At 63.7% G+C, this 13,709-nt stretch carries 15 protein-coding genes; 7 read left to right on the forward strand and 8 right to left on the reverse strand.

Going from position 1 to position 13,709, the window contains the following annotated elements; genetic code table 11:
* Positions 1-10: 10 nt before the first annotated feature.
* Positions 11-937, reverse strand: a complete 927-nt coding sequence (locus FXY94_RS02260; protein WP_016663393.1) for an alpha/beta hydrolase fold domain-containing protein — start codon at positions 935-937, stop codon at positions 11-13.
* A gap of 72 nt (positions 938-1,009) precedes the next feature.
* On the opposite strand from FXY94_RS02260, the gene mtnN reads away from it, so the two are divergent.
* The 3 genes from mtnN (at position 1,010) to FXY94_RS02275 (ending at position 4,238) form a co-directional block, all read left to right on the forward strand.
* Positions 1,010-1,795: a 5'-methylthioadenosine/S-adenosylhomocysteine nucleosidase gene (mtnN, locus tag FXY94_RS02265; RefSeq protein WP_016663394.1), complete on the forward strand. Its 786-nt coding sequence runs from the start codon at positions 1,010-1,012 to the stop codon at positions 1,793-1,795.
* A 317-nt stretch (positions 1,796-2,112) separates the two neighbouring features.
* A complete protein-coding gene (locus FXY94_RS02270; protein WP_016663395.1) occupies positions 2,113-3,933 on the forward strand; it encodes a BCCT family transporter in 1,821 nt (606 codons plus the stop codon).
* 116 nt (positions 3,934-4,049) lie between these two features.
* Positions 4,050-4,238 (forward strand): hypothetical protein, encoded by a 189-nt coding sequence (locus FXY94_RS02275; RefSeq protein ID WP_016663396.1) that lies wholly within the window; start codon positions 4,050-4,052, stop codon positions 4,236-4,238.
* 22 nt (positions 4,239-4,260) lie between these two features.
* On the opposite strand, the gene FXY94_RS02280 is transcribed toward FXY94_RS02275, so the two are convergent.
* A complete protein-coding gene (locus tag FXY94_RS02280) occupies positions 4,261-5,193 on the reverse strand; it encodes a sulfurtransferase (RefSeq protein ID WP_016663397.1) in 933 nt (310 codons plus the stop codon).
* Positions 5,190-6,065: an HAD family hydrolase gene (locus tag FXY94_RS02285; RefSeq protein WP_016663398.1), complete on the reverse strand. Its 876-nt coding sequence runs from the start codon at positions 6,063-6,065 to the stop codon at positions 5,190-5,192. The genes FXY94_RS02280 and FXY94_RS02285 overlap by 4 nt, the downstream gene beginning before the upstream one ends.
* Here FXY94_RS02285 and FXY94_RS02290 point away from each other — a divergent pair.
* From FXY94_RS02290 to FXY94_RS02300, 3 genes are read left to right on the forward strand one after another with little or no spacing between them, the layout of a single operon-like run.
* Complete coding sequence (locus FXY94_RS02290; RefSeq protein ID WP_040386381.1) at positions 6,064-7,008, forward strand: PfkB family carbohydrate kinase; 945 nt, start codon at positions 6,064-6,066, stop codon at positions 7,006-7,008. The genes FXY94_RS02285 and FXY94_RS02290 overlap by 2 nt on opposite strands.
* Before the next feature lie 60 nt (positions 7,009-7,068).
* The gene (locus FXY94_RS02295; RefSeq protein WP_016663400.1) at positions 7,069-7,581 is read left to right on the forward strand and encodes a glutathione peroxidase; all 513 of its coding nucleotides are present in this window, start codon (positions 7,069-7,071) and stop codon (positions 7,579-7,581) included.
* 29 nt (positions 7,582-7,610) lie between these two features.
* Positions 7,611-8,735, forward strand: a complete 1,125-nt coding sequence (locus tag FXY94_RS02300) for an SPFH domain-containing protein (protein WP_016663401.1) — start codon at positions 7,611-7,613, stop codon at positions 8,733-8,735.
* A 78-nt stretch (positions 8,736-8,813) separates the two neighbouring features.
* On the opposite strand, the gene FXY94_RS02305 is transcribed toward FXY94_RS02300, so the two are convergent.
* Both FXY94_RS02305 and FXY94_RS02310 read right to left on the reverse strand, forming a co-directional pair.
* Positions 8,814-9,755 (reverse strand): aldo/keto reductase, encoded by a 942-nt coding sequence (locus tag FXY94_RS02305; protein ID WP_016663402.1) that lies wholly within the window; start codon positions 9,753-9,755, stop codon positions 8,814-8,816.
* A gap of 9 nt (positions 9,756-9,764) precedes the next feature.
* Entirely contained in the window at positions 9,765-10,949 is a 1,185-nt protein-coding gene (locus FXY94_RS02310) for a MalY/PatB family protein (RefSeq protein ID WP_016663403.1), read from the reverse strand.
* 91 nt (positions 10,950-11,040) lie between these two features.
* Here FXY94_RS02310 and FXY94_RS02315 point away from each other — a divergent pair, with 91 nt between their 5' ends.
* Entirely contained in the window at positions 11,041-12,075 is a 1,035-nt protein-coding gene (locus tag FXY94_RS02315; protein WP_016663404.1) for a glycosyltransferase family 2 protein, read from the forward strand.
* A 111-nt stretch (positions 12,076-12,186) separates the two neighbouring features.
* Here the strand turns inward: FXY94_RS02315 and FXY94_RS02320 are convergent, their stop codons facing one another.
* The 3 genes from FXY94_RS02320 to FXY94_RS11200 all read right to left on the reverse strand — a co-directional run bounded on the left by FXY94_RS02320 (position 12,187) and on the right by FXY94_RS11200 (position 13,662).
* Positions 12,187-12,522 (reverse strand): branched-chain amino acid transporter permease, encoded by a 336-nt coding sequence (locus tag FXY94_RS02320; protein ID WP_016663405.1) that lies wholly within the window; start codon positions 12,520-12,522, stop codon positions 12,187-12,189.
* Positions 12,512-13,267, reverse strand: coding sequence for an AzlC family ABC transporter permease (locus tag FXY94_RS02325; protein ID WP_016663406.1), 756 nt, complete (start codon positions 13,265-13,267; stop codon positions 12,512-12,514). Before FXY94_RS02325 ends, FXY94_RS02320 begins: the two co-directional genes overlap by 11 nt.
* Positions 13,268-13,410: 143 nt before the next feature.
* On the reverse strand, positions 13,411-13,662 hold the full coding sequence (locus FXY94_RS11200) for a PIN domain-containing protein (protein ID WP_084813907.1): 252 nt from the start codon (positions 13,660-13,662) through the stop codon (positions 13,411-13,413).
* Positions 13,663-13,709 lie beyond the last annotated feature (47 nt).

Raw genomic sequence — 13,709 nt, forward strand, 5'->3', positions numbered from 1 at the left:
GCTCGGGGATCTACTTCCCGGGCGTCTCGGCGAGGTTTGCCTCGAGGAACTCTCGCTGCTCCTCGAGGAGTCGGGCCATGTCGGCGCCGCGGCGCAGCCGGGGGTTGACGCTGATTTTCCCGGGGATCTCACGGTAGGTGAGTTCGACTTCTTCGCGCTCGAACTGGTGCGTGACGATCCGCGAATCGGTGAGGAAAAGGTCCTTCGTGCCAACGCTCAAGTGCACGGGCGGCAGTCCTTGGAGGTCCCCATTGAGCGGCGAGAGCGCCGGATCATCGAGCGGGGTGCGCCCCGCATACTTCTTTGCAGCGAGCTGCATGATGCGGCGCTCGTGCACGGGGTCGTGCTGGTTCGTTTCGCTCAGTTCGAGATTGGTGAATTCGAGATCGAGCAGGGGGTTCATGAGCACGATGCCGGCGGGCTTAGCCTTCGCGTTTGCGAGGCCACCGTCGACCCTCGTGTTCACGAGCGAGGCAAGCGACAGTGCGAGCCCCGCACCACTCTGGTGACCGGCGACCGCCCAGTTGCCCTGGGTGATGAGGCCCTCGGCGGCGAGTGCCTTGATAACTTCGAAGGTGTCCTCGAGGGCCGTGGGGTGCATGTAGTCGGGGCCATAGCGGTAGTCGATGAGGAGCCCCGCGCACTCGCGCTCGTCGACCTGCTTGCTGAGCCACTCCCAGTCGCCGACGAACGGTCCCGCCATGTAGCTGCCGCCGTGGAGGTACACGATGATGCCGCGATCGGCCTTGTGCTTGTCGAGCCACACGGTTCGCGTGCGGTTGATCAGTTCGATGTCGATCGCGTGCCGTTTCTGCACGGGTGCGGGTGGCTTGGCAATTCGCACCTTGCCGAACCCAATTTCGTACACGAAGTTGGGAAGCGGGGTGCGCGTGAGTGTGCGGCCCGCGATGGCGGCGTAGTGCTTGATGCGACCCATGGTGGGATCCTCCTGGCTCGATGCGCGAATCACCTTAAGGCTAGTGTTTCGACCTTACGAGATACTGGCTCCATGACTTCTCACGTTGATGTTCTCGTTGTCGCGGCGATGGCTGACGAGGCTGCCGCCGTTTCGTCCCTCTGCACAAACCTTCGCGCGGTCGCTCACCCATTTGCGGGCGGCGGGAAGGGACGCGGTGCGGGCGCGTCCGGCGAGGTAAGCGCATCGGTGGGCACACTCGAGTGTGCGGGCTCCGGAGCGCAGGGGTCCGACGGTTGCCAGGCTCCTATCGCGCTTGTGACGACGGGCGTCGGCACGGCAGCCGCGAGCGCCGTGCTCGCGTGGGCCGTGGGCGAGTTTTCGCCGCGCCTCATCGTAAATGTGGGCAGTTGCGGTGGCCTCGCTGAGGACATCACCGTGGGCACGGTCGCGATTGGCTCTTCCTATGCGTATTCGATCGCGGAGGCCACGGCTTTCGGTTACGAGACTGGCCAGGTGCCGGGTGCTCCCGCACAGTTCGGCAGGGAGGAGTGCGCGACGCGTGCACGCCGCGCCCTCGAGGCTGTCGAGGCGGCGGGCCTTCCTGCTCGTGCGGGCCTCATGCTTTCAGGCGATGCCTTTGTCACGGCAGACATCGCTGACGGCATGCGCGCGAAGTTCCCGGGCGCCATCACCGCCGACATGGAATCGTGTGCGTTTGCGCATGTCGCGCACCTGATGCAGGTGCCGTTCCTCGCGCTACGCGCGGTCAGCGATCTGTGCTCACCGCGGGCGAACGAGGAGTTTCATATTGGCCTCGAGGTGGCTGCGCAGGCGTCGGCCCAGGCCCTCGCGCAGGCGCTGCCTGCCCTGCGGTAGGCCACCCCTCCCTCCCCTTCCCCTTCCCTTTCTCTCCCCCTGCTTCCCCTCCCCCTGTCTCCTTTCCCCTTCCCCCTATCTGAAAGTGGTGAAAAACCGCCACCTCACGCGCAAAAACCGACTCCTAACGCCGTGTTTCACCACTTTCCCCACTCGCGAGATCGGCCGAACGTGAGGAGCCCGGCCGACCAGGCTTCGTGGTGAGGACGTTCACCGAAGGGCGCTTCCAAAACCGCTTTTCATGTACGGTAGGGAGGCAAGGACAGCCCTAGGGGCTGTTTTTTATTGCCTTTTACCCACATTGAAGGAGGTTGGCCTTGACGAGCGCAACGGCCACAAAACCCACGCGCCCCGAAACCCCGCCCGGCGAGAAAGGGCCGCGGCACTACGGCATGGCGAAGGGTGTCTTTTACCCCTCGGCCGCGATCATCATCGTCGCGGTGCTCTTCTCCGTGCTTCTGCCCGATCAGTTCAACACCGTCGTGAGCACCATCAACTCGACGATCGTCGCGAGCGTCGGGTGGTACTACATTCTCGCGGCCACGTTCTTCGTCGCCGCGGCAGCTGTACTCGCGTTCTCTCGGCTCGGCTCGATCAAGCTCGGCAAAGACGACGAAGAACCGCAGTACAGCCTCATGTCGTGGTTCGCGATGTTGTTCGCGGCCGGCATGGGCATCGGCCTCGTATTCTGGGGGGCCGCTGAGCCTCTCACCTTCTTCGCATCAAACCCGCCGCCGAACATCGCGGAGCTTCCCGATGCGGCCCGCGCGCCTAAGGCTATGGCGCAGGTGTTCCTTCACTGGGGCCTGCACGCGTGGGGCATCTACGTCGTCGTAGGCCTCGCCGTTGCGTACGCAACGCACCGTCGCGGCCGCCCGCTCTCCGTGCGCTGGGCGCTCGAGCCTATCCTTGGCCGCCACACCGATACGTGGATCGGCAACGTCATTGACACGATCGCCGTTATCGGCACCCTCTTCGGTGTCGCAACCTCGCTCGGCTTCGGCGTGAACCAGATTTCCGCGGGGCTCGTGCACCTCGGTTTGCTGCCCGATAACCCGTGGCTGCGCTTCGTCATGGTCATCGTCATCACGGGTCTCGCGACCCTCTCGGTCGCCTCGGGCCTCGAGAAGGGCATCAAGTTCCTCTCGAACACGAACCTGATTCTCGCGGGCGTCCTCCTCGTCATCATGCTGATCCTGGGGCCAACCCTGTTCCTGCTTCGTGACTTCGTGTCGGGAATTGGCAATTACCTTCAAAACTTCATCTCGTTGAGCCTTCAGACTCTGCCGTTCTATGGCGATGAGGGTGCGTCCTGGCTCAATGGCTGGACGACGTTCTACTGGGGTTGGTGGATCTCCTGGTCGCCGTTCGTGGGCGTGTTCATCGCGCGTATTTCGCGTGGCCGCACCGTTCGAGAGTTCATCATGGGTGTCATGCTCGTTCCGACCCTCGTGACGATTCTGTGGTTCACGGTCATGGGGGGCACGGCCATCTACAAGAGCGTGTTCGAAGGCGTCGACTTCCTCAACGCCGAAGGCGGTATCGACAAGGACCTCGCACTCTTCCAGGTCTTCGAGACGATGCCCGCGAGCAGCCTCCTTTCGGGTCTCGCGATTCTTCTCGTGACGATCTTCTTCGTCACCTCGGCGGACTCCGGCGCGTTCGTGGTCGACATGATCGCGCACCGCGGCGATCCGGAACCGCCCCGAGGCACCCGTATTTTCTGGGCTGTCACGAGCGGTGCGATCCCCGCGGCACTCATCGGCATTGCGGCCTACACGGGCTCGGGCGACGCATCCGGCATGAGCGGCCTTCAGGCGCTTGCGCTGATCGCTGCGCTTCCGTGGTCGGTCGTCATGATCGCGATGGTCGTCTCGATGTTCCGCGCCTTGCGCCACGAGGTCCGCATGATCGAGCGTCTCGAGCTGCAGATTCGCCGGCGCGAGCTCGTCGAGCACGTCACGGAACACGTGACCGAGCACGTCACGGATGAGGTCGCCGACAGGGTTTACGAGCGCGTGGCCACGGAAACGGGCCAGCTTGAACTCCCGGCAATCGACGCGAGTGAGGCAGCCCCCACCGGGGGCGCCCGCAAGCGCGGTTTCCTCGATCAGTTCACACAACGCCACAAGGACTGATCCGTCACAGAAGGGGCGTGGCGCTGAGCTCATTGCGGCTTCGCGCTACGCCCCTTTCGCTCTCCCTTGGGCCCTTAGGCCCTCTTTTCGCTCTCCTAGGTAGTTAGGTTTAAGTCATGACTACCTCAAGCGCGGCGTATTCCAAACGCCAATTCAACGTGCAGCTGCCGATCGAACTCATCACGCAGATTAAGCACGCGTCCATCGACGAATCGATGACCCTCTCGGAGTTCGTCGAGGAACTCCTGCGCGCCGCATTGAAGGAGCGCACAGCCCCCACAGACGAGAGCGCGGCTGCAGCTTAAGGTGTCTGGTTCCGACGGCTGCTCAGCTAGCGTCGGACACGTTCCCTTCTCCCGTTTCCACCGCACGTTCGGGATTGCGAGACCACTCAGAGTATGAGCCTGCGTAGAGGTAGACGTGGGCGAATCCGGCGTAGTCCATCGCGAGCGTGTTGAACGCCGCGCTCACTCCCGAGCCGCAGTAGTTGAAGGTGATTCGTTCGGTCGTGGCTCCCACTGCCTCAAATGCGGCGCGAACATCGGCGCGTGGGCGCAGGGTGCCGTCAGATTCCAGTAGCGAGGTAAACGGCACGTTTTTCGCGGTCGGGATATGCCCGGGCCGCGGGTCGAGGATTTCGGATTCGCCGCGATAGCGTTCGGGTGGGCGTGCATCGATGAGGAGCGCGCTTTTCGTGGGGATCGCGTGTTGGACTTCGTCGTCGCTCACGAGCCGCACGTATGGCTGCCACGGAAATTCGCTCGGCTCAAGCTGTACGTCTCCGCTTTCGAGCGCATCCTCACCGGCTGCCCGCACGTAGGCCTCGAGTCCTCCGTCGAGGACAGCGGCGTTCACGCCCACGAAGCGCAGCATGAGCGCGAGGCGCGCGGCGCCCATGGGGTCGCCCGCCCCGTAGCAGATGACCGTGTCCTCGAAGTTGATGCCCAGGGCGCCGAGCTTTTCGGAGAGTTCGTCGTCGTCGGGGAAGGGGTGCCGCCCGCGTTGCGGTGCGCCGGCACCGGTGAGGTCGAGTTCGAGGTCCACGAAGATAGCACCGGGGATGTGGGCCTTGAGGTAGTGCTCGCGCAGTGAGCCTTGGGCGACGTTCCATCGAACGTCGGCGATCACAAGGTCCCCGGTGCCGGGCTCGAGGCTCCCAATGCCGTCGCTTCCCCTTCCGGGTGCGCGGCCTCCCGTGCGCTCGAGGAGGGCGGCTGCGCTGACGAACGGGGGGAGGGCGTGCCAGTCAATCTCGCTCATGTTCCCAGCGTAGTGCGGGCCAGAACGCGGGCTTTCAGGGCGGTGTCGATCACGTGGGCCACTGCGGCGTCCGTGTTCGCGGGAGCGATTGCGTCGGCGTGGGCGAACACGTCGGGGTGGGCGTTGCGCACGGCAATTCCGACGCCCGCCGCGCTCAGCATCGGAAGGTCGTTCGGCATGTCCCCCACGGCCCAGATCTGCGCATGAGTAATTTCGCGCGTACGGCAGGCGTGGTCGAGAGCTGCGGCTTTCGAGATGCCGAGGGGGCTGAGCTCGGCAAGGCCATCGGATGTGGAGATGTGCAGTTCCGCGAGTCCCTCGATGCGGGCGCGCACCTCCCGATAGAAGTCCTCCGCCGAAAGGGCGCTCGATACCGCGAGGATCTTGCCCGCGCCGCACGAGATGTCGCGCAGCGGGGTGAAGCTGGCGTCGGAATCGTGGTCCCTCTCCCCCGCCGCCGGCGCTGAGGGAAACTCCCGTTCGCGCACGAACCCGGTCGCCGTTTCGGCGGAGAGGGCGAGGCCGGGGATCGGGGCGAGCCTGCGGGCGAGAAGGCGGACCTCGTCTTTTGAAAAACCGCGGTCCTCGAGGATCTCCCCCGTCGCGGCGTCAAGAATGTAGGCGCCATTGGCGGCGTAGATCGCGCCGGCGCTGAGGCCTCGAAACCGCGCAAGCCACCGTGGCGGCCGGGCCGTGACGAGGCAAAAGTCGAGTCCTGAGGCGTGAGCGCGCGCGATCGCCGTGAGGTTGCGGGCGGGGATGTTTCCTCCGTCGTCCACGAATGTGCCGTCGATGTCGGCGGCGATGAGGGCGGGGGCGGGCGGCGCAAGAGGGAGCATTGCCTCATCGTAGTGCCCGTACACTCGAGGCATGACCCGAGTTCTCCATACCGCCCAGGCGCTCGTTGACGTCATGATCGAGGTGCCCGCGCTTCCAAGCACGGGCTCCAACGTGAATGCGGTTGGCGTCCCGAGATCCTACGCAGGCGGCGCCGTGACCATTTCTCTCGCTGCAGCCCGCGTGGGCGCGACGGCCGTGCACGGTGGAGCCCACGGTGAGGGGCCGAACGGCGATCTCATCCGCGCGGTGCTGCGCGAGAACGGGATTGGCCTGTCGAGCCCCGTGGTCGAGGGAAAAGATACGGGCAGCTGCTACGTGTTCGTGGAACCGTCCGCTGAACGCACGTTCGTCACGTGTTACGGCGCTGAACGTGACATCACCGCCGAGTCTCTTGCTCTGCTTGAGCCGTCCAAGGGCGACCTCGTGTGCGTGAGCGGGTACAGCTTGTTTGAGCCCACGCGCGACCCGCTTCTCGCGTTCCTCGACGCCCTCACACCGGGCGCCCTCCTGGTTCTCGACCCCGGCGCACCGTTTGCCTCGTTCCCGCGCGGCCTTCGCGACCGCGTTCTCGCGCGCACTGACGTGTGGACATCGAATGCGGATGAGGCTCGCGAGATCACGGGAATCGACGACGTCGCGGGGACCCTGCCCGCCCTCGGCCGGCTCCTCGGCACGGGCGCGGTCGTGATCGTGAGGGATGGGTCCGACGGTTGCTATCTTTTCGAGCGCGGCCACCTCGACTACGTGCCCGGGTACCCGCAAAAAGCGGTCGATACGAATGGCGCCGGCGACACCCACACGGGGATTGTGCTCGGCGAGCGGGCGCTTGGCCTGTCCTGGCTCGATGCTGCGCGCCGCGCCAATGCCGGAGCCGCCCTCAAGGTGACGCGCAAGGGACCGATCACGGCCCCCACGCGCGAGGAGATTGACGCGTTTCTCGCAACGAATCCCGCGACGTCCCTTGAGGCACGCTGAGGGCTTCACGCTATCCTGGTATCGCACGTCACAATCACGCCCCCCGTTTAAGGATCTTTCGTGAACTCTGCGCACACCGAGCAGTCCGCTCCCGCGACCTTGTTCGACTTCACGGTCGAAGGCGCAAACGGCGAACCGCGCGACCTCGCCGAGTTCGCCGGCAAAGTGACGCTCGTGGTGAATACCGCGAGTGAATGCGGTTTCACGCCCCAGTACGAAGGTCTCCAGGAGCTTCAGGACCGCTTCGAGGAACAGGGATTCAGCGTTCTCGCATTCCCCTGCAACCAGTTCGGCAACCAGGAGCCCGGTTCAATGGACGAGATCATCGACTTTTGCGAGACGCGCTTTCGCACAAGCTTTCCCGTGTTTGCGAAGGTCGAGGTGAACGGCAAGGGCGCTGATCCCCTCTTCACGTGGCTCGAAGACCAGCGCGGCGGCATGCTCGGCGGCCGCATCGCGTGGAACTTCACGAAGTTCCTCGTGGGCCGGGATGGACACGTCATCCGTCGCTTTGCGCCGCCCATCCCTCCCGCACGCATCGCCACATCTATCACCAAGGCCCTCGCGGCCTAACAATTCCCACTTATTCAGAAAGGACTCTCATGGAAGCCCTTCTCGGCCTTGGCGTCAGCGCCATCGTCGTCATCGTCATCATCCTCGTGGTGCTCGCTCTGCTGTTCGGCGGTCTGCGTTCCTCGATCCTCTTTACCGTGAAGACGCAGGAAAACGTCATCGTGGAGCGTTTCGGTAAGTTCCTGCGCGTCGCGAAGCCTGGTCTCAACACAAAGATTCCCTTCATGGACACGCTCACGAAGCCGATCTCGCTGCGCATTCGCCAGCTCGAGGTCAATATCGAGTCGAAAACGAAAGACAACGTTTTCGTGACGGTCCCCGTAGCCGTGCAGTACGTGATCCGCGAGGAATCGGTCCAGGACGCCTACTACCGCCTCTCAAACCCCGAAGCGCAGATCCGCAGCTACGTGTTTGACACGGTGCGTTCAGCACTGTCGGGCCTCGATCTTGACGCGGCGTTTGAGTCGAAGGACGACATTGCTCGCAGTGTCGAGGCGACCCTTTCGACTCGCATGCAGGAATTTGGTTTCCACATCGTCAACACGCTCGTTCAGGACATCTCTCCGGATCAGCGCGTGCGCGACTCGATGAACTCGATCAACGCCGCGCAGCGCGACCGCGTCGCCGCGCAGTCGCTCGCCGAAGCCGACAAGATCAAGCGCGTCACGCAGGCTGAGGCGGAGGCCGAATCCAAGCGCCTGCAGGGTGAAGGCGTTGCCGCGCAGCGCCGCGCGATCGCGATGGGTATCGCTGAGCAGTACGAAATGCTCAAGCAGGTTGGCATCGAGAACACTGCCGAGCAGCTTCTGCTCATGACCCAGTACTTCGACACGATGCAGGACGTCGCCCGCAACGGTCGCTCGAACGTGCTGTTCCTCCCCTCGAATCCCGCCTCCGTGGGGGCGATGGGCGAAGAGATCCGCTCGGCGCTTCTCCAGGCGCAGGTTGCCAACGACACGATCAACGGCGATTCCACTCCCGTGGCGCCCGCGGTGCCCGTTGACGGCGATGGCAATTCGCAAGAGAACATCGAGCGTCTTCGCAACGAGGCGAAGGAGCGCGCCAGCCGCGCAAGGGAAGAAGCGCGCCGCAGGGCTGAGGAAGCCGCGAGCAGCACTCGCGAGCACATGGGCGATGCCGGCCCGGACTTCTAAGCGCTCCTCAATCCGTTAAAAAACGGCGGACCCGGATCATTCCGGGCCCGCCGTTTTTGACGTGTGCAGCACCTCGCTTTAGCGCTTCGGCAGCAGTTCCTTGTTGAGGGCATCCTTCTCGCCGGACTCGAGCGCAAGGCTCATCGCCATCGCCGAATCCGCAACGGATGCGGGCCTCGAAGCGCCGGGAATCGGCAGCACATGGTCGCCGAGTGACATCTCCCAGGCGAGAACGACCTGCTGGGGGCTTACGCCGCGTGCGCGAGCGATCTCGGCGATCACGGGGAAGCGCTCACCCACCTCGAAGGCTCCCCCGCCTGTGCCGCCTAGCGGAGACCACGGCACGAACGTAATGCCGTGCTCGCCGCACAACTGCAGCTCGTCCCAGCTCGTGTGGTTGAAGCGCGGCGAAAACTCGTTTTGCACGACCGCGAGGTTGCCCTCACCGAGCACGTCGAGGGCAATCTCAATCTCCTCGACGCTCGCGTTCGAAATGCCGATATTCTTCACGTGCCCCTCGTCCTTGAGCTCGGCGAGGGTCTCGATCGCCTCCGAGTACAGGCGCGTGCGGTCGGGGCGGTGCAGGTAGTACAGGTCGATAGCGTCGACTCGAAGATTCTTTTTCGAGCGCACCACCGCGGTGCGGAAGTGGCCGACGGAACTGTCACGGCCCCACTTCTCACCTTCGGCGCGCGTGATGCCACCCTTGGTCGCAACCGTGATGCCCGCCCGGTCAAAGTCCGGATGCGCCTCGGCGTAGGCCTCGAGGGCGTCGGCCACCTGCCGCTCGTTATGGCCAACCTTGTTCCATGCGGGCGCGTAGATGTCAGCGGTGTCGACGAGGGTGATGCCCACATCGAGAGCAGCGGCAACCGTGGCGCGCGCGTTCTCGGTATCGTCGGCCTTCTCCTCGAACGAGAGCGGCATGGCGCCAAGACCAAGCGGCGTCACGGTGAGGCGTCCAATGGACCGCAAAGGGTAGGCGAATGACGGAGTACGTGAGTGTTCTGCTGTGGACATGTCCCCAGCCTAGCGACCGTGCGCCTCGGCCAAACGGACGAGCGCCTCTTCTAGCACTCGCGTAGGCGTACCGAGGTTGAGGCGCTCGAAACCGGGCGCGCCAAAGCTTCGCCCATGCTCAAAGAACACGTGTGCCTCACGGTCGTGAAGGCGCGCGAGCTCACGTTCGTCGAGCCCAAGCGGGCGAAAATCGATCCACTGCAGGAACGTTCCCTCGAGCGGCGCGATCGCCACCTCCGGAAATCGCTCAGCAAAGAACTCCCTGCTCACCTTGTCGTTGCGGGCGATCAGTTCGAGCAGCCCCTCAAGCCACGCACTCGCCTCCGTGTAGGCGATCTCGACCGCGCGATACCCAAGGCAGTTCGCAAAGTGGAAGCCCCACGCCTCAAGTTCGCGCTCGTAGGCGGCGCGCAGCTCGGCATTTTCGATCATCGCCCAGCTCGTTTGCACGCCCGCGAGATTGAAACTCTTGGACGCCGACGACAGCGTGATCGTCCGCGACGTCGCATCCTCGCTCATGGCCGCGAAGGGGATGTGCTCGAACCCCTCGTGCACGATATCCGCGTGAATCTCATCGGCAATGACCGTGACGTCATTAGCACGAGCAAGATGCGCGATCTCTTCGAGCTCCGTGTGCGTCCACACGCGGCCGGTCGGGTTGTGCGGCGAACACAGGATGAGCACCGTGACGTCTTCGTTCTCGAGAGCATCGGCAAGGGCGGCAAAATCGATTCGGTATCGCCCACCCTCGCCGTCGAGGGGCACCGCCACGAGGCGCCGCCCCGTCTTCTCGATCGCATCGACCATGGGAGGGTAGGCGGGCGTCAAGAGAGCGACCCCGTCGCCGGCCTTACTCGCTGCGCGAACGCCGGCAAACAACCCCGTGACTACCCCCGGCATCATCGAAATCCAGCGCGTATCGATCGCCCAGCGGTGACGCACGGCTTGCCACATTTGAATAGCCGAGAACAGCGCAGGCGTCGGACCCGTGTATCCCAGGACCGCACCCTCGAGGTGCTCGCGCAGCCCCCGCGTAATCTCCGGGGCGGGCAGAAAATCGAGATCCGCCGTCGACAGTGGCGCGATCCCCGCGGGGACGTCTCCCCCGCGTTCACGCATAAGCTCCCACTTTACGGACCCCGTCCCCGAGCGGTCCACGAGCGTTTCAAAGTCATAGGCGGGCGAGCGGGTCACTGTGCGTACCTCTCTTACGTCATCGTCGGATGGGAAGCACTCTCAATCGTAGCCGCGCCTCCTCACGGTTCGGGGATCTACGATAGATCCCATGCAGCCTTCCCCCCTGATCTCCTTCGTAGTGCCGTGCTACAACTCAGCGCAGTACATGCGCCGGGCCATCGACTCGATCCTCCTCGACGGGGACGATCCCCGCGAGCGCATCCAGATCATCCTCGTCAATGACGGCTCGACGGACGATACAGAGCGAATCGCGCGCGAGTATGAAGAGCGCTACCTGGATATCGTTCGCGTCGTGAGCCAGCCGAACGGGGGTCACGGCGCGGCCGTTATGGCTGGAGTCCATGCAGCAGATGGCACCTACCTCAAGGTTCTCGACTCCGATGACCGACTCGACACCCGTGCCTTGAGCGAGCTGCTCCACACGGTCGAGTCGTTCCCGCCCGACAACCTCCCCGATCTCGTCCTCACCGACTACGTGTACGACAATCACGCGCTCAAAAAGAACCGGCGGATCGGATACCGGCGCACCGTGCCCGCCCGGCGAACACTCACGTGGGACCAGGTGTCGCGCCCCAGAATGGGCAGCTACTTCCTCATGCACGCGATCCTCTACAAGCGCAGTGTGATCATCGAATCAGGGCTTGAGCTTCCCCGCCACACGTTCTATGTCGACAATCTTTACGCGTCGATTCCCCTTCGCCACACTCGCACCCTCTACTACCTTCCGGTTCCGCTGTACTACTACTTCATTGGTCGCGACGACCAGAGCGTCAACGAAAAAGTCATGATCTCGCGCCTTGACCAGCAACTTCGCGTCAACAGAATCATGATCGATGAACTGCGCGTCGACGATATTTCCTCACGCTCGCTGCGTCGCTACCTCCTGCACTACCTCACGATCATCACGAGCATCTCCCTCACGTTCGCGGTGCTCGCAAAAACACCGGAGGCAAAAGCGCAGGGCCGCGACCTCCTCGCGTATCTCAAAGCGCATAACTATCCCGCCTACCGCGCCTACCGCCGCACCCCCATGAGCATGGGACTCAGCGCACGTGGGCCCGGCGCGCACAGGTTTATTCGCACCACGTACTCGGTCATTCGCAAGCGGTTTGGGTTCAATTAGGTCCGACGGTTGCCGGGCTACCGTCGGAAAGCTTTTCGCACGCACCGAACCACGCACCCGGGTTGAGGGGGCTCCCGCTTCAGCAGCATCCTGCCGCCCCGACGCTTTCGCTTAGAAGAAGTTCACGAGAAGCACGAAGGCGAGGGTTCCCGCGGCGACGCTCACGAGGGTGCGGCGCCCACCGAAAAGGTGCACGGCGATCGTGACAGCTGACGCGATGAGCAGGTGGATGATGCTTCCGGGCTCTTCGGCAAAGGTGCTCTTGAACGTCGCGAGCGCAAGGATCACAAGGATGCCCGCGGGCATCCACACGGCCATGACGCGCACGAACTGGGATTTGCGCAGCGGTTCGAGGATCGCGAACGGGAGCGCGCGCAGCGTGAAGGTAACGGCGAAGGCTATGAGGAGAACCGAGGCGAGGTACCAGAAGGGGATGTCAAGCTGCATCGTCGCTCTCCATCTCTGCCGGCAGGGGTCTCGTGAGGCGCACGGCGATCGTGTAGCGAGCCGCGAGGGTTGCAACGAAGCCGATCATCGCGGCGAAGATCGGCTGGCTCGGGAGCAAAAGGAGCGCGAGGCCGAAGGCGGCAGCACCGAGGAGAAGCGACGGGATTTCCTGTTTCGTGCGGCACGCATCGAGCGTGAGCGTGATGAACAGGGCGCACAGCGCGAAACTCAAGCCGCGGATCTGGAAGGGAATGAAGCTCGAGAGGAGCACGCCCATGAGGCCGCCACCCACCCAGCAGATCTGGAGCACGGCCCCTGCCGAGATCACGCGCGGCTGAGTCCATCCCTTCGGGTTCGCGACCGTGACCGCGAAGATTTCGTCGGTGAGCGAATACATCGCGTAGAACTTCAAAAACGGGTTCTTCACGACCTTGAGCGGGAAGTTGAACGCGTAGAACACGTGGCGGAAGTTCACGAAGAACGATGCCGCGGCGATCGTCACGAGCGGCGTGAGCGACGTGATGAGTGTGATGAGCAAAAGCTCGAGCGAGCCCGCGTACGCGAAGAACGAGAGGGCGGGTGCCATCCACCACGGGAGTCCGGACTGCACAACGAGAAGTCCAAAAGCGATGCCGATCGGGATCATGCCGAGACCCGCCGGGAGAATCAGCAGGGCTCCCTGCGCGATTTCGTGGCGCACCGAATAGGGAGGCTCATGCGCGCTAGGCTGCGCCGCAACGCTCATGCGTGCTTCCCTCTCACTCACATCTGTTCCAAATCCCGCGGCGAGCGGGCGAACTCAATCTTCGCACGCCCACCCCACCGCGGGGAACAATTAAAGCCGCTGACCTGTGTATACATTGCAGTGAGGGTGAGCTCGTTGACCCTTTACGCGGATAAAGGGTCGCATACGGTGAGGCCCAAGTCCTGGGCAAAAGCGAGCATTTGCCTGTCGTGACTCACTACGGTGACCGCACTGCCCAACTGGAGGGCAGTCGCAAGATGAACGGCATCAAGCGAACGAACGTTCTGCGGTAACGCCTCAGCGATCGAGAGCACTGCGTCAGTAATCGGCGCGACGTCAACATAGCGGAGAAGCAATTCTCGCTCCTGTACCGGCCGTCCCTGACGCCGCAACACCCGGGTTAACTGGTGTAGGTGACGCCCATATGTCTCACAATCTCTAG

Origin of the sequence: Dermabacter jinjuensis, from assembly GCF_902381725.1 — a bacterium.
GTDB lineage: Bacteria > Actinomycetota > Actinomycetes > Actinomycetales > Dermabacteraceae > Dermabacter > Dermabacter hominis.